Origin of the sequence: Neoakkermansia glycaniphila (genome assembly GCF_900097105.1) — a bacterium.
In the GTDB taxonomy this organism is placed as follows: Bacteria; Verrucomicrobiota; Verrucomicrobiia; order Verrucomicrobiales; family Akkermansiaceae; genus Akkermansia; species Akkermansia glycaniphila.
On record NZ_LT629973.1, the window covers coordinates 2,957,662 to 2,976,979 of the forward strand.

The window sequence follows — 19,318 nt, forward strand, 5'->3', positions numbered from 1 at the left end:
GGCGATCAGTCGAGTTTAGCGGGATAGACTCCCTGGTTGACGAGTTCCTGAATGCCGGCGACGACCATGGGCTTGTCGCTCGGGTAGGTGACGCCGAGCCAGTTGGCCGTGGTTTTGATGACGGAGCAGTCGGCGCGGTCGCTGTTGATGAGTTCGTCCACGACGGTGGGAATGTAGCATTCACTCTTGAGTTCCTTGCCGTGCTTGGAGAGGAATTCGGTGAAGTGGGCTTCCGTGAGCTGGATGAAGGAGGGGTTGAAGCACCAGAAGTTCATGGAGACGAGTTCTTCCGGATCGACGGGGAGGCGTTCTCCGGCGAGGTTGTCGCCGCGTACGACGCCGTCGTCGTCAGCCTTGATTTTGACGAATTCTTCGACGCCCGTGAGGTAGCCGTCCTTGATGGAGCAGATGCCGCGGTTCACGTCGCCGTTGTCGGAGAGCGTGTTCTTGAGCGGGTAGCCGATCATGCCGTAGTGGGCCTTGCCGGGTTCATCGGCGATGGTGCTGAGGAATTTGGCGGCCTTTTCAAAGGCGTCGGCGCCGTAGAAATCGTCCGCATTGACGACGGCAAAGGGTTCGTTGACGACGTCGCGGGCGGCGCGGAGAGCGTGCGCTGTGCCCCAGGGCTTTTCGCGGCCTTCGGGTACGGCATATCCTGCGGGCAGGTCGTCGAGGGCCTGGAATGCGTAGTCCACTTCGATCTTGTCGGCGAAGCGGCTGCCGACCTGTTCCTTGAAGACTTGCTCGAAGTCGCGGCGGATGATGAAGACGACTTTGCCGAATCCGGCACGGATGGCGTCAAAAACGGAGTAATCCAGAACAACTTCGCCGTTGGGGCCCATCGGATCCAACTGCTTCAGGCCGCCGTAGCGGCTGCCCATACCTGCTGCGAGAACAAGGAGTGTAGGTTTCATATGCGGGTTCCAGTATCTACCGGTTCGCCGTTTTTTGCAATTCTAAACTTGTTACACGGGCGAATTTTGCGGTGTCCGGAGCGGATTGCGGGCAATGGATTTGGCGATTCCTGTCTTGCGGGGGCGTATGTTTTCCTGTATACTTGCTGCCATATGATACGCACGCTGGATGTGGAAGGCTTCACGTTGTTTCCCGACCGGGAAGTTTTTCATTTTGTGAAGGGGATCAATGTGGTGGTCGGCGGCAATGATTCGGGCAAGAGCCATTTGATGAAGCTGGCGTATGCGGCGACCAAGTGGAGTGCGGGAGGCGGCAACAAGGAGCTGCCGAAGCTCTGGGCCGAGGAGAATCGGCTGCGGCTGGCTTTGATGCGGGTGTTCGGTGCGCGGGATTTGTCCGGCCTCACGGCAATGAACCGAGGCAATGCCCGCGCGCATGTGCATGTGAGCATGGAGGGGGAGGGAGTGCCTGCCGGATCGGGAGAGCTGCTTTTTTCGTTCGAGGCGAACCACGAGGAGGAGGGGTTGCATATCGAGGAGATGCCCGCCCGTTTCGTGCGGGAGAATGTGGTGTTCCTTTCCGCCCGCGAGATTCTTTCCATTTATCCCTGCTACATGCAGGTGGGCAAGCGGTACCCGGAGCTGCTGGACGGTACGTCGTGGGATTTGTGCCGCCATTTGGAGGAGGTGCCCGAGGAGGCGTTGTCCGATGTGCACATGCAGCGCGTGCTGGAGCGCATCGAGAAGATTCTTTCCGGTACGCTGCTCAGGATGGACGGCCGGTTCTACCTGAAGCGGCCCGGCCAGGAGCCGATGGAGATGAGCCTGGTGGCCGAGGGGTTCAAGCGGCTCGGCACTCTGGGCATGCTGATCAAGAACGGCGTGGTGCACCGGGGATCGGTGCTGTTCTGGGATGAACCGGAGATGAATTTGAATGCGGGGTATCTGCCGCGCATCGTCAAGCTTCTGCTGGAAATGGCCAAGGGAGGGGTGCAGGTGATTCTGAGTACGCACAGCCTGTTCCTGCTGCGTGAGCTGGTGATGCAGCTGGCCGAAGATCGGAATGCGCAGGTGAAGCGGCATTTCTTCGGGCTGCAGGTGCCGAGCGAGAACCGCTGCGGCGTGCGCATGAAGCAGGGCGATACGTTGGATGAGGTCGGGCCTTTGGCTTCGCTCGAAGCCGAAGTGGAGCAGGCGGACCGGTATTTGAAGATGTCCTGAAGAGGAGACGGCGTATTCATGTTCGAGACGGGAGAAAGTTTTGTCGAAGGCGTGCACCGCTTCAATTTTGAGGTGGGTTACCATGTATGCCGATTCGAGTGCTCGGATTTCTATTCCCGGCAGGCGCAGAATTTCTGCACGAGCTGCAAGGAGATGGATTTTCTGCTGTACCATCCGGGCAGGAAGGATCTGTGGCTGATCGAGGTAAAGGATTACCGCTTCGATGCGCGGCCGAAGGTGCGGGAGCTGGTGGATGCCCTCTGCCGCAAGGTGAGGGATACGCTGTTCCTGCTGCGGACGGCGGCGGTTGCCGCTCCGCAGGAGTATCCGGAGGAGGGGACTTCCCTTCGGAATTTCGCTCGGATGAGCATGCGGGCGACGAAGCTGCATGTCGTGTTTCTGATCGAGCTGAAATCGGAAGGCGTGTTCGGCGGCAGCGGCCTGCTGGCGACGATCAAGGATCTGCTGGCTCGGGAGATCCGGTTCATTGATCCGCACATGGTGTGTGTGCCGATTACGCGTTCCGCCGGAATGGGGCCGTGGAAGGTGACTCCGGCCATGGGCGGCGAGCACAGCGCACGGGTGGAAAAGCGCATCCGCCATGTGCAGGCGTTGAATTTGCGGAAGAAGGAGGAGAAGATGCGGCAGCAGGCTCTGGAAAGAGTGCAGGCGGTGGAAGAGCGGAAAATCAGGGAGCCGATGTGGAAGCGGCGGCTGGCCGAACGCGAAGCAGGGTTGCCGGGCAACCACGAGGCGCGCCGCCGCAGGAGGCGGCATGTCCACCGCAGGGAGGATCGGGAAGAAGAATAAAGGCATGCCGATTCGGCATGCCTTTGATTCGGGAATGTAACCGGAAGTTCTTACGGTTCGAGGTCTACGCTGCGTTTGACGGCGGCTCCGATGGAGAGGAGTTTGTCCGCAATCATTTCATAACCGCGGTCGAGGTGGTACAGGCGGCGGATTTCCGTGGTGCCTTCGGCTGCCAGAGCAGCCAGTACGAGGGCGGCGGATGCCCGGAGGTCGGAGGCCATGACGGGTGCGCCGGAGAGTTTTTCGACCCCGGTGATGATGGCGGTTCCCTGATCCACCTTGATGTCGGCGCCCATGCGTTTGAGTTCGGAGCAGTGCATGAAGCGCTGCGGGAAGATGGTGTCCTTGACGATGCTGATACCGGGCGTGAGGGCGAAGAGGGCAGTCATCTGCGCCTGCATGTCCGTCGGGAAGCCGGGATAGGGCGCGGTGGTGATTTTTCCGCTTTTCCAGTCCTTGGAGGGGGTGATGGTGACGGTGTCGCCTTCTTCGTTGAATTCGAGTTTATGGCCGCATTCGGTGAGGAGGCGGGAGATGTCCTGAATGTGGTCGCGGCAGACGTTGCGAAGGGTGACTCCATCTCCCATCAGGGCAGCGGCGACCATGAAGGTGCCCGTTTCGATGCGGTCGGGAATGACGGTGTGAACGCAGCCATGGAGTTTTTCGACCCCGGTGATGGTGATGCGGCTGGTGCCCGCACCCTCGATTTTGGCTCCCATGTTGTTCAGAAAGTTGGCGAGATCGACGACTTCAGGTTCGCAGGCGGCTGATTCGATGACGGTGGTGCCTTCCGCCAGTACGGCGGCCATCATGAGGTTGTCCGTGCCGAGTACGGTCGGGCCGTTTTCGCCGCGAAGGTCCACGGTGGTTCCCTTGAGGCCGTTCGGGGCATGGATATGAAGATTGCCCTGGTGGATTTCGACCTGGGCTCCGAGCGCCTGGATGGCGCGAATGTGAAGATCGACGGGGCGGTCGCCGATGACGCAGCCTCCCGGCAGGGGCAGGGTGCATTTGCCGAGGCGGGCCATGAGGGGCCCCATCAGGCAGATGGAGGCGCGCATTTTCCGGACCTGTTCATACGAGGCGGAAGAGCTGATTTTGTCCTTGGTGCACTGGATGCGGGCGATGCCGCTGGAGCGTTCGACATCGGCTCCGAGCTGCAGCAGAATTTGCAGCATGTAGTTGGCGTCCGAAACGTCGGGAACGCGGCAGATGTGAACAGGCTCGTCCGTCAGAAGCGACGCGGCGAGAATGGGTAAGACGGCATTTTTCGATCCTCCGATACTGACGGCTCCGCGCAAGCGGTATCCTCCGTGTACAATAAGCTTTTCCATGTGATCCTCGTGTTGGGCGTGGAGTATAGTGAATGCCCCCGGCTCCTGCAAGCCTAATATTGGATAGGGACGATCCGGAGAGGCGGCCTGAGGCCGCGTCCGGGGAGAGTGGTGTAGCAGGAAGAAAAAGGGGCTGTCCCTTCTGCGCCGATGCGGCCTGCAGTGTGGAGACAGCCCCTGAAATACGGTTAGCGGTGCGCTGCGCCTCAGGAGATGATGGCGAGCGGTTCGGTGGTCTTCCAGTCTCCGCGCGTGAAGTCCGGGAAGACTTGCGGCATGCCGTCTTCTGCGACGGATTTTTCGGAGAGCGGGCCGACTGCGGACCACAGGGCGCCTTCGTAGACGTTCTGGTCGAGGGCTTCGCCGTTGCGGAGGCATTCGATCATGCGGCTGAGCATGATGAAGTCCATGCCGCCGTGGCCGCCCATTTTGACGGCGAGTTCGCCGATGCGCTTGTAGAGCGGGTGGTCGTACTTGGCGTAGAGGGGTGCGAGTGCGGCATCGCCTTCAAGCCATGAGTGGTAGTTGCCGTTCGGGCTGATCTGTTCTCCGGCTGCGCGGGTCGGGTACCCGGCGAGCGTGCCGAGCGTGCCCTGGATGAGGTTGTGGCGGGAGTACGGGCGGGGGCTCGTTTCATCCCACTGCACCATGATGGTGCGGCCCATGTTGGTTTTGATGATGGAGGTGCTGATGTCGCCGCAGATATAGTTCAGCTTGTTCCATTTGTGGTCGGCCGGGAAGTTTTTCTTGGCATAGGCTGCGCGGCCCATGGACGGGCTACCGAAGGCGACGATGCGGTTGAAGGTGTCGTCCTTGCGGGCGATGTTCATGTATTGGGCGACGGGGCCGAGGCCGTGCGTCGGGTACAGGTTGCCGTCGCGGCCTGCGTAGTGGTAGTTTCTCCAGGAACCGCAACCGCGATTTTCGCTCTTCATCTGGCCGCGCAGTTCATGGATGTAGGCGGCTTCGCCATGGAGCAGGTCGCCGATGACGCCCTGCCGCACCATGTTCAGGAACATGAGTTCTTCGCGGCCGTAGTTGCAGTTTTCCATCATCATGCAGTGCTTCTGCGTCTTTTCGGACGTGTCGATCACGTCCCAGAGTTCTTTCATGGTGATGGCCATGGGCACTTCGACGAAGGCATGTGCGCCGTTCTTCATGGAGTCGATGCACATGGGGGCATGCCATTCCCAGGGGGTGGAGATGATGACGGCGTCCGGCTTGACTTCCTTGAGCATGCGGAGGTAGTCGTGTTCGCCGTTGCAGTAGGTGGCGGGTTTCTGGCCCGTCTTCTTCTGCACATAGTCGGCGGCCTTGTCGGCAAGATCCTGATAGACGTCGCAGATGGCGACGACTTCACAGCCGGGGATGACGGCCATCTGGGTGGTGTGCGGATAACCGCGTTCGCCGACGCCGATCATGGCGACGCGGACTTTTTCGAGTTTGGGGGCTTTGAAGCCGCCCATGTAGATGGAGCCGAGGGGGCGGGGGGTGACGCCGTTCGTATTGGCGGAGTGGGCGGATGTAGCGTGTTCGAGTCCCGGAGCTGCGCTGGCGATGGATGAAGTGGCAATTCCTCCGGTAAGGAGGCCGAGCTGCTGCAGGAAACGGCGGCGTGACGAGGATGTATTCATGAGTTTAATGGTATTGGACAGTCTTTAGCGAACGATTGTCTTGTATTCATACGCAGGCGGGCGAATATTTCTTTCATCCATTTGCGTGTGCCGCACGATTCTGCGGACAAGGAAGGAGAGCAGGGAGAAAACGGAGCATTCAGGAGATGTTGAGAGCCCATTTCAGGTATTTGGAGGATTCCGTCCAGATGCGCGACGGAGCGCAGCCGAGTACGACGACGATGACATGGCGACCGTTGACTCCCCCCGTGCTGACGAGGCAGCGGCGTGCGGCATTCGTGTAGCCCGTTTTCATGCCGGTGACCCACGAGTACTGTGCGAGGAGCTTGTTGGTGTTTTCCAGATGGACCGAGCGTCCGTCCGCTTTGGAGAATTCCATGCTGCGGGTGGAGACCATGCTGCGGAGTACCGGATGGCGGTAGGCGAACCAGGTGCAGCGGGCCATATCGACGGCGGTCGAGTATTGGGGAGCGGGGAGGCCGTTCGGATTGGCGAAGTGGGAGTTTCTCATGCCCATGGAGCGCGCCTTGGCGTTCATCATGGAGACGAAGCGGGGTACGGAACCTGCCGTATCGCGGGCAAGCGCGAGGGCGACGTCGTTGTAGCTCTTGACCATCAGGGCGTGGAGCAGATCGCCGCGGCGGTATTGCTGCCCGGGTCGGAAGCCGAGTTTGGTGGGATCTGCCTTGGTGTCTTCCGTCGTGATGGTGACGAGCTTGTTCAGGGAGCCGTGGTCGAGGACGACGAGGGACGAAACGAGTTTCTGCGTGCTGGCTACCTGCCGTTTGGTGTTGCCGTTGTGTTCGTACAGTACATTGCCGGTGAGTGCGTCCATCACGCATACTGCCTCACAGCAGGGCGTGGGGGCGGGGGCGGAAGGTGTCGCCAGCGGGCGGGAAGGATAATTGGAAGGCAGGCGAACGGCTGCCTGCACGGCCGGAACGGGCGTAGCAGTCGGCACGGGGCGTGCATTCGGAGAGGTCGACTGGGAATGATAGGTCGCACTGTATGTTGACTGGCATCCGATGGTTGTACAAAGAGAACCCATGGACAGTGCAAACACCAGATATCGCATGCGCATGTATATACCTTGTTTTGTATCCGTTGGCAAGCTTTTTCATGGGGGTAAAATCTTGGCGCCGCTTCCCGGCAGCATGTTGCAGGATATCTGCAACATGCTGTTGAAAGATTCGGTTGACGGTCCGTGTATATATGGAACGTATGATGCGATCATCCATTCACACAGCCGCTGTTCTGAGCCTGCTGGCAGCTTCAACGTTTGCTTTGCCGGGCGCCGATCTTCCTCAACCCTATCCCGCTCCCGAACGCGGTGCGAGGTTGACTCCGCCCATCGCCAAGTCTCCGTCCATCAACGGAGCGCGTATTGTCGGGGCGACGCCGGGGAAGCCGTTCCTGTTCCGTATTCCCGTATCCGGCGAACGTCCGCTAAAGATTGAGGCGAAAGGCTTGCCGAAGGGGCTGGCTCTGGATTCCTCGACGGGCATCATCAGCGGGAAGCTGGAAAATGCCGGTTCTTTCGATGTGGAAGTGTCGGCCGCCAACAAACACGGTAAGGATAGCCGGACGCTGGTGATCGAAGGCAAAGGCCGCTTGAGCCTGACGCCGCCGATGGGGTGGAACAGCTGGTATTCCTACAGCGAAGCCGTCAGTCAGGAAGGCATGCTCAAAATCGCACGCCTGATGGATTCTTCCGGTATGGCCGACCACGGATGGACCTATATCAATATAGACGACTGTTGGCAGGGCGCTCGTACCGGGCCGAACCGCACGTTGCAAGCAAACGACCGTTTTCCGGACATGAAGGCGATGTGCGACGAGATTCACGGGCTCGGTCTGAAGGCGGGCATTTATTCGACGCCATGGATGGGCACGTATGCCGGATTCATCGGCGGCAGTTCTCCGAATGAGGAAGGCGATTATTCGGCCTTTGCCCTTCCTGCGGACAAGCGGAAGCAGGAACACCAGCTGTTCGGTTCATGGCCGGGTTCAGCGAAGGTTGGAGCCCAGAAGACGGGGGGCATCTGGATGTTCGACCGGGATGCGAAGCAATGGGGCGAATGGGGCTTCGATTATGCCAAGATTGACTGGCTTCCGAACGATGTTCCCCAGACGGAGCGCATCCGCAAGGATCTGGACGCATCCTCTCGGGATATCGTGCTGAGCCTGTCGAATGCGGCTCCGATGCAAAATATGCCGGGCTTGAGCCCGCTGGCCCAGTGCATCCGCACGACGGGCGATATTCACGATGCATGGGGCAGCATCAGCGGCATCGGTTTCTCGCAGGAACCTTGGCAAAAGTTCGTGTCGCCCGGCCACTGGTGCGACCCGGATATGCTGCAGGTAGGCATGATCGGTACGCCCAACCAGGCCAATACGACGTTCCGCCCGACCCGGCTGACACCCGACGAGCAATACACGCAGGTGAGCCTCTGGTGCCTGCTTTCCGCGCCTCTTCTGATTTCCAGCGATCTTTCGCAGATCGACGATTTCACGCAGGGCTTGCTGATGAATGACGATCTGATCGCCGTGAATCAGGACAAGATGGGCGCTCCGGCACGCCGTGCGGTGAACCGCGACGGTATTCAGGTGTGGAGCAAACCCCTGTCCGACGGTTCGCTGGCAGTCGGTTTCTTCAATACAAACGGAGATGTGCGCGAGGCCGCGGCCACCATGGAGGAACTCGGTCTCAACCCGTCCCTCCGCTACAAGGTGCGCGACTTGTGGAAGCGTGCGGATGTGGGTGAAGTTTCCGGCAGAGTGCGTGTGATGGTGAATCCGCACGGTGCGACGGTATTCAAGCTGATGCCGTAAACGGGATCCGGAAGCTTCTTTCTTTCAAATCGGGCGCCTTCTTCGGAAGGCGCTTTTTTGCGGCCGGATTTACAGGTGGTAGCCGACGGAGCGCAGGGCCTTGTACAGCTCGCTGTGGCGGGCGACGAGGGGTGCGAGCTGTTCCGCATTGCGGGAAACCTTGAGGCGTGGCTTTGTGTAGAGCCTGCGGTAAGAGGCGACGCGTGAAACGAGCAACTGGCGGACGGGAAGTTGCAACCCTTCGTTGATGGCGCGCGGCAGGTCTTCCGTCAGGGTTTGGATGCGCTTGCCGATGCGGCGTTTTTCAAGCAGCAGCGCGAGGCTGCCGACAAACCAGATGCCGGCAGCAAGGCAAAGGCTGACGAGCGCAAAGAAATTCTGGCCGAAACTGCCGAGCGTACCGGAGATGATGACGAAGAGCAGGGCGAAGTAGATGGTGCGCCGCATCCAAGGCTCCTGCTGGTTGCAGAGCTTGACGAGGAATGTCTTCAGTCCGAACTTGTTGATCGGCTTGTAGAGTGCGCGGCGAAGTTCCGTACGAAGCCGGGCGAGGTCTTCCTGAAATTCGGCCATCGGGAATTCCCCTATTTCACTGTCGAGCTTCTGCTTCATGCGCGGCCGCACGCTGGCCCAATGCTCCTGACAGGCGAAGATGAAAGCACGGTCCTGCGCTTCCTGGCGTTTTTCGATTTCATCGCTGAGCACATCGAAGAAATCGCGGTCGGCCATTTCTCCGGTGCGGCGCAGGTTCATCATGCCTGCAGGCGTAATGAAGATGCCGAGATGGCGCGAGAGATTGCGGATGAGGCCGGGCACGTGCTGCTGGATCAAATGTCCGATGGACTGTATCTGGGAAGGAATGCCGTCTTCCTGAGAATTCTGGAAATTGTCGATTTCGTGGTCGATGCTGAGCAGGAAACCGCTGTCTCCCCGCGTGATGCGCTCGCGCGTGCGAAGAACGCTTGCCTGTGCATCCATGAGAAGAACCGTCGCCTGATAGACTTCTTTGATGCGCCGCTGGAGGGTGTCCGCACTGTCGAGGGCATCCTGAATGCGTTCCGCGAAGACATCCAGCCCGGTGCCCTGTATGTTTGCTCCAGGTGAGACTTGATAAAGCGGAAGTTCCGTGCCGAGGTACTGGCGGCTCAGTTCACGTGCCTGTTCCTTGATGGCCATCACCTTGTCGGGCATGTAGCGTTCGCAATGGGTGAGGGCGATCAGCCGGATGCCCGGAGCATCTTCCGGCATTTTGCCGAGCAGTTCCCATGTAGGTGCGCTCCAGATATTGTCTCCGCTGAAAACGGCGATTACGACATCCGCCGTGGGAAGCAGGGCGGCAATGCTGTCGGCGGCCTGTTCGTTGCCGCTGCCGAAGGTATCGACAAGTTCGAGGCCGTCGAGCCTGTCGTTGGGAAGGTAGCGTGAGGTAAGCTCGTCTTCGCTGCGGAGGAAGCGCCAGCACAGGCAGGGCGTTTCAAAGCCAACCGCCTTGATGCTCGGTTCTTCGATCAGGCCGGAAAGCAGGGAGGATTTGCCGACGCCGTGTTCGCCGATGGCAATGATTCGCTGGGCCTGTACGGTACGGGCCAGAGCCTCTCGCACGAGTTCTGCCTGATCGAAGGGTTCGTCATTGTCGATGTCCCTGCACAGATCAAGAGACCGTTCGGCCAGATGGCATACGGTATCCTGAGTTCTCCTGTAATGGCGTTTGAGCATGCGGCGGGCGCATCGTATTTTAAGGCAAGGGACTTCCTCTGTCCATCATAAAACCTTTTTTTTGCTTGGCCTGAACCGAAACGCGGGATGACCTCCGATCTAAACGTTATTTGTTATGCTTGAAGAATGTTCGTGTTAGGTATGGAATAGCAGGGCGATGAAGCAGAGCTTGTCCGAGACGCACCCTCATTTCCACCGTGTCTATTTCGTGGTGGTCTTTCTGCTGATTTGCCTGAACCTCCGCATGTCGTTCTCGGCCGCCGACCCGCTGCTGGGCATGCTGGAACACGATTTGCACCTCAATTTGAAAGACAGCGGCATCTTTGCCGTTCTACCTGTGATGGTGCTCGGCGTAGCGTCTCCTCTGGGGGCAAGACTGGTCGACTATACACGGCCGCGCATGCTGATTCTCTATTCCATGTGTCTGGCACTGGCCGGTATCCTGTGGCGCAGCTACGGCGGCATGGCGGGCTTGTACGGAGGGATGGTTCTGATCGGGCTGGGGCTGGGTGTGACCGGTTCCGTCATTCTCGGCGTCGTCAAGCAGGTATTTCCGCATCGTGTGGCATGGATGATGAGCGGATATACCGCCTGCGTCTGTATGGGAACGGCCATCGGCTCCGCCAGTTCCGAACCGGTCGCCCTCTGGCTGGGCGGCTGGCGTTCCGGCCTCGCCTTCTGGGGAATCTCTCTGGCTGTGGTGACTCTGCTGTGGCTTTTTCTTGCCAAAAGCCGTTCGGACGGTTCCTCCGCCTACCATACGCTCAAGGCTCCCGTGACTCCCCTGTTGAAGAACAAGACGGCGTGGATGGTATCCCTGTTTTACCTGTTCCGTGTGGCGAGTGCCTACCTGCTGACGATCTGGATGTCGTCCCTGATGCGCCGCCGCGGCATGGACGCTGTCGACTCCGGGTTCGTGATGGCGTTTGCCACCGTGTGCCAGATTCCGGCCGCTCTCTTTTCCGTCTGGTTGATCCGCATTTCAGGCGGCAAGTCTCAATTGATGTTCTGGGCCATTCCGTTGTCCGTCATTTCCTGCTGGGGGCTTTTGTTCGGTCCTCTTCACTGGTGGCCTTTGTTTGCATGTGTCTTCGGGTTGGGTATCGGAGCCGTTTTCAGCATTGGAATGTCTTTGATCGTTGAACGCGCTGCTGATGAAGCCTCGACAGTCGCCTTGTCCGGGATGTCGCAGGGCATCGGCTTCATCTGCGGCGGTTTGTTGGCGTGGCTCGGCAGCCTGTGCGTCGACCGCCAGCACGGCGATTTGCTGATTGCTGGATTGTATACCGTTTACAGCATGGCAGGGCTGTATTTCGGAATCAAGGCTGCGAGGCCCGGGCTGGTTTCCGTCAATGCAGTGTCTCCGCAAACGGGGAAAACAGCGACTCAAAACGAATAATTTTCCCCATACAGGGGCCGAAATTGCTCGGGCGCGCATGGTTTTTCGTGTTTTTCATTAAAAAACGATTAAATAATGCAATATTTCAGTTTGGACTATTGACAGTTTCATTTTTGTGGACTACGATGCGCCGCCATCAGCCTATCTGATAGGTAGCTGTTGGTAAAATCTCTCGATTGTATGAAATTGTATAAAGCGTGTGCGTGGCTGGCCGTAGCCCTGGCTGTTACCGGTGAAGCTTCCGCCGATTGGTTGGGCCGTTATATACCTCCGGACAGTACGGAGACATCTCTGAAAAATACGGCGGCTGCCCTGGACAAGGTGACTGTAAGCGATGTGACGCTTGGCGGTGGTTCTGTAGTACGGGATCCTGATTTTGGAATTGAGGGGCAAATACTAGCTTCCTTGTCGGGTACATATATCCGGTACAATTCCAAATATGTTGCAAGTTCGACAACCTACACTGGCGATTTTTCCACAACTGCTTCTTCCGCCTTTTAGTTGAATATCAACAAGACGAAGGCAAACGATCCCAAGGTGCAGGTGGATAAATTCGCCTTTTCCGTGACGTCGTATGCTATGCAGGCCGACAATGTCGGGAATCCATGGCCGGAAACGCGTGCATTAGGTTCAATAGAAGCGTCGACACTCAGTTATGAATTGCATATTACGCTGAGCGATGCTTTGGGGCAGCAGCTCGGCAATACGATCGTTCTCACTTCGTACACGACGACGCCGTACACGCCGAAAGAACGCGTTTTTACGGACTTCGGTGCTCAGGAACGTATTTCTTTCGATGTTGCGGCTGCTTTGAAGGATATGGAATACACCAATGCCAAGTTCGATCTGATGATGAAGGCGGATGGGAATGCTTCCACCGCCGATGCCAATGAAAGCCTGTTCATCAGCGACATCGTGCTTGAAGGTACGGCTCCCGAACCGGCTTCCCTCCTTCTCGCATTGATGGGTACGGTTCCCATGGTGCTGCGCCGCAGGCGATAATCATTGCCGATCACTTTTTGATCATCCCGCTTCTGTAAAGAGGCGGGATTTTTTGTTCCCGGTTTGAGCTGGGCATGAGATTGCCATCACATTTTTTCTTGCAGAACCGATAGGAATTCATGCATAATCTTTCTACCAATTCATGATGAGTGCCTTTCTGAAACAACGTGTGATGTATGAAACTCTGATGGCGTTTCTTGCCCTGTGTTCCGTCGTGTTCGCCTTTCAGGATTTGCGGGGGGTCCTCGAGCCTTGGCAGGAATGGTGCGACTGGGTGATTTGGGGCGTGTTCGTCGCGGATTATGGTGTGCGGTTGTGTTTGTCTTCCAGGAAATGGGAGTTTATCAAAGCTCACTGGATCGATTTGATCGCCATTCTTCCCTTCAATTCCTTCTGCCGAGGTATGCGTTTGTTGCGTTTTGCCCGTTTGTTGAAATTCCTCAGGGTATTGGCGGTGATGGCGCGTTTCATGGGGCGTACGCGTTCCTTTTTCGATACGAACGGGTTCAAGTACGTGTTGCTGGTGACGGCGATTGTGCTGCTCGCCGGAGGTTATTCCCTGCACCTGACGGAGAATATTTCTCTGGAAGACGGTATCTGGTGGTCGTTCGTGACGGCGGCAACGGTGGGGTACGGGGATATTGCTCCGCAATCTCTGGCCGGGAGGGTTGTCGCTATTGTAGTGATGCTGATCGGTATCGGGTTGATCGGCATGTTTACGAGTACGGTGACGACGTTTTTCATGCATCGCCCGCGTTCGGGCGGTGTCAAGGGGGAGGCTCTGGAAGCGGTCAAACGGAATTTGGATCGTTTCGATGAGCTGTCGGAGGGCGATGTGGAGGATATTTGCCGCCTGCTGCTGGGCATGAAGAGGAATAAGCTGCCGGTCGCGGCAGGTGAAGAAGCTTCGGCCGGGCACGAAAGAGGCACGCCGCCCGGCGATGAGGGCGTGCGTGCCTGATGGAAGGAGGTGTTCTCGTGTCAGGCGGAACGCCTGCGCGATGAGCGGCGGCGGTTGTTTCTGCCTGAGGGGGAAGGATGGCGGTTGTCCCGTGTGCTGCGCCGCCCGGCGCTGCGTTCGGGGCGGGGCTGTTTCATGGCCATGCCTGCCGGAGCAGGTTTGCTGTCCTCGTGCAGGGGGATGGGATTGCCCAGCATGTTCTGCAGGGCGCTGGCGTATTTTACTTCATCGGGGCAGCAGAGGGAGATGGCGGTGCCGGATGCTCCCGCGCGCGCCGTGCGGCCGATGCGGTGGATGTACACCTCGGGTTCGAGCGGGATGTCGTAGTTGATGACAAGGTCGATGTCCTTCACGTCGATGCCGCGTGCTGCGATATCCGTGGCGACGAGGATGGGCGTGGTACCGCTGCGGAATTCGCGGAGCATGCGTTCGCGCGCGCCCTGGCTCTTGTCGCCGTGGATGGCGGAGGCCGGGTGCCCCTGCTTGCTGAGGAAGGTGGCGAGGCGGGAGGCGCCGTGCCGCGTGCGTGTGAAGAGCAGGGTGAGGCCGTTTTCTTCACGGTTGCGGATGAGGCTGAGAGTGGTTTCGCGTTTTTCCGCCTGGGTATCGACATGGCAGATGGTTTGTTCCACTTTTTCGGCCGTGGTAGTCGGCGGGGTGATGACGACGGTTTCCGGCTGGTGGAGCATGCTTTGCGCCAGTTTGCGGATATTGTCCGGCATGGTGGCGGAGAAGAGCTGCGTGTGCCTGCGGGCGGGGATGACGGCGGTGATTTTCCGGATGTCGGGCGCGAAGCCCATGTCCAGCATGCGGTCGGCCTCATCCAGAATGAAGGTTTCGACGTGGTTCAGATTGACCATTTTGCGGTTGAGATGGTCGATGAGCCTGCCCGGCGTGGCGACAAGGATATCCAGCCCTCTGGCGAGGAGTTTTTCCTGCGGGGTGTAGCCGACTCCGCCGAAGACGACGGCGGAGCGGATGTCGAGTCCTTTACCGTAGGCGACGATGTTGTCGTGGATCTGGGCGGCCAGTTCTCGCGTGGGGCTGAGGATGAGGGCACGGACACAGTGGGGGCGGAGCTGCTGCCTGTCTTCCGCGAGGAGTTGGAGCAGGGGGAGGGCGAAAGCCGCCGTTTTGCCGGTGCCCGTCTGGGCGAGTCCCATGATGTCTTTCTTTTGAAGGAGGATGGGAATGCAGGCTTGCTGGATCGGTGTCGGAGTCTGATATTGAAGTTTCTCCAGTTGGCGGAGAAGAGGAGCCTTCAGACCGAGCTCCTGAAATGATGTGGATAAATCCATAGATGATTGTATTTGATGAGCGGCGTCTTCCTCGACGAACATCGGAGGGGTACTCGGAAACAATGCCTGCATGGCAGGAGAAAGGAACAAGAACCGGGCCGAAAGGCTCAATACGGAAACGCCCGTATCCCGAAAACCACAAGCGCACGAAAAAGTGTGCATCCATTCAATCAGCGGGAACGTGAGTATTGAAACACATTTCGGGCGGCATGTCACGGGTAATCGGAGAAAGTCGTGACATGTGGGTCTTTTGTTATTTATAATTCATTGATGGCTAAAGTGATGGATTGCAATATGATCGGTATTGCGAGAGCGCGGGTCGTTTTACTGCCTATGAAAACGGTCTTTTTCGTGTGAATTATTGCCTATTTTTCGATGGAAAACGACCGATTGAGTTGACTTTTTTCTAACCGTCGGGTAGATTTTTCCATCTATGAAACCGTCGGAGTTCAGGAAAAAGAAGAAATATTGCAGGAGCAAGGCAGGGATGCTGGTGAGCATTGTTGTGACTGGCTGTCTGTTGGCTTTTGTCGGGTGGCTGTATGCGGGAGAGATCGAAGAGGCATGGAGGAGCCGCCAGGCACTTGAATGGAACGAGGTGCCGGCGACCGTGACGGGATACCATGAGAAAACGGGGCGGTACGGCTCCTATGTTTTATGGTGTGAATATGTTTATGGCAATCAGGTGTATGAGACTTGCTCCATGGGCTATGGCGAAGACGATAAAGCCTTGTACGAAAGAGGGATGAAGGATGGCGAGGTGACGGCTTACGTGAATCCGGACAATCCGGAAGATTCCATTCTGTCTGCCGGAATCAATCAGGACGGCTGGATCAATCTGGCTCTCTGGACTGCGGTAGTCGCTTCGCTGGGGTGGGCTCTGGTGCGTGAAATGCGCATTTTCCGCAGGCGTTTCTACGATGCGGAGTACAAAAAGCAAACGGCCCTGTATCTGGAGGGCGAGGAACCGCGCATGTGCCTGTGGAGCAGGTGGGAATCTCTGGATGGCGTGTTTCTGTGCCTGACGGAGAAGATCCGCAATTATGTGCGGATCGAAGAAGGCAGCAATCCCTTGAATGGCGTGGCCGTCTGTTCCGGCAACAATGGAGCGTTCTTTCTGGTGACGGAGAAGGATATCGACCATGAAGAGGCCGTGTATTCTCCCGAGATGACGCGCGAAGAGGTGGAACGCTGGTTTGCGGATTATGAGAGCGGCGAACCGCTTGGGCGGTTGATCGAAGGGTGGAAGAAGGTATAGCACACGATGTCTCGTGCCCGGCAAAAACGAACGGAACAACCGGCGAAAACGTCTTTGGGAAGAGTGCTCCTCGCAGGGGCGCTTTCCCTTGTTGCCCTGATTGTGGCAGGCGCGCTGACGGTGGGGCAGTGCCTCATGTACGGCAACAGCTCATGGAAGGAAGTCCCTGCCCGGATCGTCGAATGCAAGGAGGGTAACGTAAAAAAACCGTGCCGTGTGGTTTGCCGGTATGAGGTGGACGGGCAATGGTATGAAACTGCCACGCTGGGGCTCGGAGAATCGGGAAAGGATTTGTACAACAGGGTTTCTGCATCGCGAAGCATGGCTGTTTACGTTCATCCCGATGATCCGTCGCGCGCCGTCATGTCGCGAGGGGTTCATTGGACTTACTGGCTGCCGCCGGGAGTAATCCTGCTCATGGGAGTATGGGGGATGATGCATACCGGAAAAAGGTGGAATGCCTACAAAAAGCGCGAACTCGAAGGCGGATTTGCCAAAGCCAACCGGCATTACCTTTTTCGTGCCGAACCGAGGCGTTGCATGTGGAAACGCTTAGGCACCATGGAGGCTTCTCTGGAAGCATTGAAGGCAGGAAAAGTCGATGGCATTGTCGTCGAGGATGAGAACCACGCCGGGGACGGGTTCACCATCCAATACCTTGAAGATGGCATGTTTTATCTCTCGGTGGAGAAGGATGTCGATGGTGAAGCTACGGTGATTTCTCCCAATGTATCGCTGGAAGAGATACGGAGTTTTTGCCGTGAATACGAAGCCGGGAAACCCTTGCGCGATTTGATACGCGGCTGGGACGAAGCCTGAGCTTATGTTTCCGTCGGCGTGATCATGCCGGCAGAGACATCCTTGATGAAGCGAAAGGTGATGACCGAGGCATAGGGCTTCGGGATGTCATGCGCATCGGATGTATTCGCATCCGGTACGGTGTTCGCATGGCAACTTGTTTCCGGTTGCTGTTCGGAAAGAGCGGCTACCGTTTCCAGTAATCGGATGATTCCGTTGCGGTTGGCATCCAGCATCAACGTTCCGGGATAATCCTTTATTTGGATTTCGCCGTAGATGTCATCTACCGGGGCATGGGAGAAGTTGTAGAAGCCGCAGGGCGTATAATCGTCTCCGGAAGAAGGTTGAATGGAAGTTTCGTCCGGACAGCCGAATTCATGGTCGTACTTCGGTATAAGGCTCGTGAGCCAGTATTCGAGTACTTCTTTTCCGTACTGATTCAATGTGATGACAACGTGATCATAGGCACTGTTGTGCTCGACATTGATCAAGCAGATATCTTCGGATTCTTGGGATGGTGGTGAGGTCGCTGGGACGGATGGCGGCCGTTTTGCGATTGTTGCGACCTTGCCGATCCACAGAGAAACAGCCAGAAGGCAAGGCGTCGTAAGAATGAGGAATCCGGTTCCGCATATATCGGCTTTCTCTGGGAATACCAGCCATGCATGAGTGATGCACCATGAAGCGATGCCCCAGGGAAGGAATGACAGAAGAGAGATAGACAGTTGCTGGACGATGCGGAGCTTGGGTGTTCGCGTATGCTTTTTCCAACGGATCAGCAGCCACCAGAGCGGGAGGACGGGTAGAGTCCAAATGGCGAAGTTGGTGAGCAGGAAAAGACTGTATTTGTTATTTTTGGAGTCCTCCCGCAGGATGGAGACGATGAAGAATGCGAGTAGTGGGTAAGTGTATCTGCGTTTTGGGGAGAAGGGCATGGGGTAGGCGGTACTATGCCTTTGCCGTGCCAATCAGTCAAGCTTGCGATGCGGGAGACACAGATTCCACGGATGTTCACAGATGGGACTGAGGTGTATCCGGCCTCTGATGGGATAATAGGTGAAATGAAATAATAATTTGTTTTATTGCAATATTTTAAATGTATTTCAAAATGATGATTGTTGAGTGAAATCGGTGTTCATCTGTGGCCCCAACAGAGTCAGAAGCATGCTGTGCCGAGCGTGAAGAGGGCGGTAGCGGTGCAGGTGGCGGCGTACATGAGGACGATGGAGCGGGAGAGGTCGCCGGGGAGGGCGTCCATGCGGCCTTCACCGATGTAGGGGTAGGGGGCGGGGATGCCTTTGTAGGCGACGGGGCCGCCGAGTTTGAGGCCGAGGGCTCCGGCGAAGGCGGCTTCGCTCCACGCGGAGTTGGGGCTGGCATGGGCGGAGCGGTATTTCCAGCCGATGGAGAGGGAGCGGCGGCTGCGCATGCCGGGCATGGGGAGGCAGGAGAGGGCGATGAGGGGGAGAGAGAGGCGGGCGGGGAGGTAGTTCAGGACGTCGTCCGTGCGGGCGGCGAAGGTGCCGAAGCGGCGGTATTCGTCGTTTTTTTTGCCCCAGAGGGCGTCAAGGGTGTTGAAGCAGCGGTGGAGGATGGCGGCGGCTGCACATCCGGCGGGACCGCCGAGGAGGAGGCCGATCGTGGCCCAGAAGAGGGTGGAGAGGATGCCGTCCGTGAGGTTTTCGGAGACGCTTTCGATGGCGGCGCGCAGGACGCCGTGCATGTCGAGCGTTTGGGTGTCGCGGCCGACGATCATGGAGACTTGCCGTTTGGCTTGAGGGAGGTCGTTTTCCCGTGCGGCGGAGAGGACGCGGCGGGCATGAGCGGCGAGGCTGCGGGGGGCCATGCAGAGGTAGACGGCGAGAGCGGCGGCGCACCATGCCGCCCATGAGGGGAGGAGGGCGGCGGCGAGGAGGACGATGCCCGCGCCGAGGCAGACGGGGGGCAGGACGGCGCAGAGGGCGGCGAGGCTGCCAGCAAGGAAGGTTTTGCCGAGGAGGCGTTTCCATGTTCGTTCCATGAGGCGTGCCCAGCGGCCGAAGTGGCAGACGGGGTGGCAGCAGCCGGGCGGCTCTCCGAGGGCGAGGTCGAGCAGCAGGGCGGCGGGGAGGATGAGGATGGGGGCGTATTGTTCCATCGGG

17 protein-coding genes are annotated in these 19,318 nt (G+C 58.0%); 9 read left to right on the forward strand and 8 right to left on the reverse strand.

Translation table 11 applies throughout. From position 1 onward, the window contains the following. Nucleotides 1–5 precede the first annotated feature (5 nt). A complete protein-coding gene (locus PYTT_RS12340) occupies nt 6–914 on the reverse strand; it encodes a nucleotidyltransferase family protein (RefSeq protein ID WP_067777513.1) in 909 nt (302 codons plus the stop codon). A 153-nt stretch (nt 915–1,067) separates the two neighbouring features. On the opposite strand from PYTT_RS12340, the gene PYTT_RS12345 reads away from it, so the two are divergent. Then, nucleotides 1,068–2,135, forward strand: a complete 1,068-nt coding sequence (locus PYTT_RS12345) for an AAA family ATPase (protein WP_067777514.1) — start codon at nt 1,068–1,070, stop codon at nt 2,133–2,135. An 18-nt stretch (nt 2,136–2,153) separates the two neighbouring features. Then, nucleotides 2,154–2,945, forward strand: coding sequence for a hypothetical protein (locus PYTT_RS12350; RefSeq protein ID WP_067777515.1), 792 nt, complete (start codon nt 2,154–2,156; stop codon nt 2,943–2,945). A gap of 50 nt (nt 2,946–2,995) precedes the next feature. Here PYTT_RS12350 and murA read toward each other — a convergent pair whose 3' ends face one another. The 3 genes from murA to PYTT_RS12365 form a co-directional block, all read right to left on the reverse strand. Next, nucleotides 2,996–4,279 (reverse strand): UDP-N-acetylglucosamine 1-carboxyvinyltransferase, encoded by a 1,284-nt coding sequence (gene murA / locus PYTT_RS12355; RefSeq protein WP_067777516.1) that lies wholly within the window; start codon nt 4,277–4,279, stop codon nt 2,996–2,998. 206 nt (nt 4,280–4,485) lie between these two features. After that, complete coding sequence (locus PYTT_RS12360; RefSeq protein WP_067777517.1) at nt 4,486–5,913, reverse strand: Gfo/Idh/MocA family protein; 1,428 nt, start codon at nt 5,911–5,913, stop codon at nt 4,486–4,488. Between the two features lie 139 nt (nt 5,914–6,052). Then, entirely contained in the window at nt 6,053–6,961 is a 909-nt protein-coding gene (locus PYTT_RS12365; RefSeq protein WP_172801834.1) for a D-alanyl-D-alanine carboxypeptidase family protein, read from the reverse strand. A 173-nt stretch (nt 6,962–7,134) separates the two neighbouring features. Between PYTT_RS12365 and PYTT_RS12370 the strand changes: the two genes are divergently transcribed. Beyond that, complete coding sequence (locus tag PYTT_RS12370) at nt 7,135–8,745, forward strand: putative Ig domain-containing protein (protein WP_067777534.1); 1,611 nt, start codon at nt 7,135–7,137, stop codon at nt 8,743–8,745. A gap of 69 nt (nt 8,746–8,814) precedes the next feature. Here PYTT_RS12370 and PYTT_RS12375 read toward each other — a convergent pair whose 3' ends face one another. Continuing rightward, nucleotides 8,815–10,461, reverse strand: coding sequence for a GTPase family protein (locus PYTT_RS12375; protein WP_067777518.1), 1,647 nt, complete (start codon nt 10,459–10,461; stop codon nt 8,815–8,817). Nucleotides 10,462–10,618: 157 nt separating this feature from the next. Here PYTT_RS12375 and PYTT_RS12380 point away from each other — a divergent pair, with 157 nt between their 5' ends. From PYTT_RS12380 to PYTT_RS12390, 4 genes are all read left to right on the forward strand, one after another. Next, nucleotides 10,619–11,860: an MFS transporter gene (locus PYTT_RS12380; protein ID WP_067777519.1), complete on the forward strand. Its 1,242-nt coding sequence runs from the start codon at nt 10,619–10,621 to the stop codon at nt 11,858–11,860. Nucleotides 11,861–12,040: 180 nt separating this feature from the next. After that, nucleotides 12,041–12,361, forward strand: a complete 321-nt coding sequence (locus PYTT_RS13520; protein WP_141675884.1) for a hypothetical protein — start codon at nt 12,041–12,043, stop codon at nt 12,359–12,361. Next, entirely contained in the window at nt 12,362–12,862 is a 501-nt protein-coding gene (locus PYTT_RS12385; RefSeq protein WP_067777520.1) for a hypothetical protein, read from the forward strand. It begins immediately after the preceding gene. A gap of 142 nt (nt 12,863–13,004) precedes the next feature. Further along, nucleotides 13,005–13,823 (forward strand): potassium channel family protein, encoded by an 819-nt coding sequence (locus PYTT_RS12390; RefSeq protein ID WP_067777521.1) that lies wholly within the window; start codon nt 13,005–13,007, stop codon nt 13,821–13,823. 20 nt (nt 13,824–13,843) lie between these two features. On the opposite strand, the gene PYTT_RS12395 is transcribed toward PYTT_RS12390, so the two are convergent. Further along, nucleotides 13,844–15,121, reverse strand: coding sequence for a DEAD/DEAH box helicase (locus PYTT_RS12395; RefSeq protein ID WP_067777535.1), 1,278 nt, complete (start codon nt 15,119–15,121; stop codon nt 13,844–13,846). Between the two features lie 433 nt (nt 15,122–15,554). On the opposite strand from PYTT_RS12395, the gene PYTT_RS12400 reads away from it, so the two are divergent. Then, nucleotides 15,555–16,379 carry a DUF3592 domain-containing protein gene (locus PYTT_RS12400; protein WP_067777522.1) on the forward strand — a complete coding sequence of 275 codons (825 nt, stop codon included), beginning with the start codon at nt 15,555–15,557 and terminating at the stop codon, nt 16,377–16,379. A 63-nt stretch (nt 16,380–16,442) separates the two neighbouring features. Continuing rightward, nucleotides 16,443–17,198, forward strand: coding sequence for a DUF3592 domain-containing protein (locus PYTT_RS12405; protein ID WP_071133517.1), 756 nt, complete (start codon nt 16,443–16,445; stop codon nt 17,196–17,198). Nucleotides 17,199–17,200: 2 nt separating this feature from the next. Here PYTT_RS12405 and PYTT_RS12410 read toward each other — a convergent pair whose 3' ends face one another. Both PYTT_RS12410 and cbiB read right to left on the reverse strand, forming a co-directional pair. Further along, on the reverse strand, nt 17,201–18,112 hold the full coding sequence (locus tag PYTT_RS12410; RefSeq protein WP_067777524.1) for a hypothetical protein: 912 nt from the start codon (nt 18,110–18,112) through the stop codon (nt 17,201–17,203). Nucleotides 18,113–18,333: 221 nt separating this feature from the next. After that, nucleotides 18,334–19,314, reverse strand: a complete 981-nt coding sequence (cbiB, locus tag PYTT_RS12415; protein ID WP_071133518.1) for an adenosylcobinamide-phosphate synthase CbiB — start codon at nt 19,312–19,314, stop codon at nt 18,334–18,336. Between the last annotated feature and the right edge of the window lie 4 nt (nt 19,315–19,318).

Coding starts and splice junctions, on each gene's coding strand:
- PYTT_RS12340 (WP_067777513.1), bottom strand. CDS start 914: ATGAAACCTACACTCCTTGTTCTCGCAGCAGGTATGGGCAGCCGCTAC.
- PYTT_RS12345 (WP_067777514.1), top strand. CDS start 1,068: ATGATACGCACGCTGGATGTGGAAGGCTTCACGTTGTTTCCCGACCGG.
- PYTT_RS12350 (WP_067777515.1), top strand. CDS start 2,154: ATGTTCGAGACGGGAGAAAGTTTTGTCGAAGGCGTGCACCGCTTCAAT.
- murA (WP_067777516.1), bottom strand. CDS start 4,279: ATGGAAAAGCTTATTGTACACGGAGGATACCGCTTGCGCGGAGCCGTC.
- PYTT_RS12360 (WP_067777517.1), bottom strand. CDS start 5,913: ATGAATACATCCTCGTCACGCCGCCGTTTCCTGCAGCAGCTCGGCCTC.
- PYTT_RS12365 (WP_172801834.1), bottom strand. CDS start 6,961: ATGGGTTCTCTTTGTACAACCATCGGATGCCAGTCAACATACAGTGCG.
- PYTT_RS12370 (WP_067777534.1), top strand. CDS start 7,135: ATGATGCGATCATCCATTCACACAGCCGCTGTTCTGAGCCTGCTGGCA.
- PYTT_RS12375 (WP_067777518.1), bottom strand. CDS start 10,461: ATGCTCAAACGCCATTACAGGAGAACTCAGGATACCGTATGCCATCTG.
- PYTT_RS12380 (WP_067777519.1), top strand. CDS start 10,619: ATGAAGCAGAGCTTGTCCGAGACGCACCCTCATTTCCACCGTGTCTAT.
- PYTT_RS13520 (WP_141675884.1), top strand. CDS start 12,041: ATGAAATTGTATAAAGCGTGTGCGTGGCTGGCCGTAGCCCTGGCTGTT.
- PYTT_RS12390 (WP_067777521.1), top strand. CDS start 13,005: ATGATGAGTGCCTTTCTGAAACAACGTGTGATGTATGAAACTCTGATG.
- PYTT_RS12395 (WP_067777535.1), bottom strand. CDS start 15,121: ATGGATTTATCCACATCATTTCAGGAGCTCGGTCTGAAGGCTCCTCTT.
- PYTT_RS12400 (WP_067777522.1), top strand. CDS start 15,555: ATGAAACCGTCGGAGTTCAGGAAAAAGAAGAAATATTGCAGGAGCAAG.
- PYTT_RS12410 (WP_067777524.1), bottom strand. CDS start 18,112: ATGCCCTTCTCCCCAAAACGCAGATACACTTACCCACTACTCGCATTC.
- cbiB (WP_071133518.1), bottom strand. CDS start 19,314: ATGGAACAATACGCCCCCATCCTCATCCTCCCCGCCGCCCTGCTGCTC.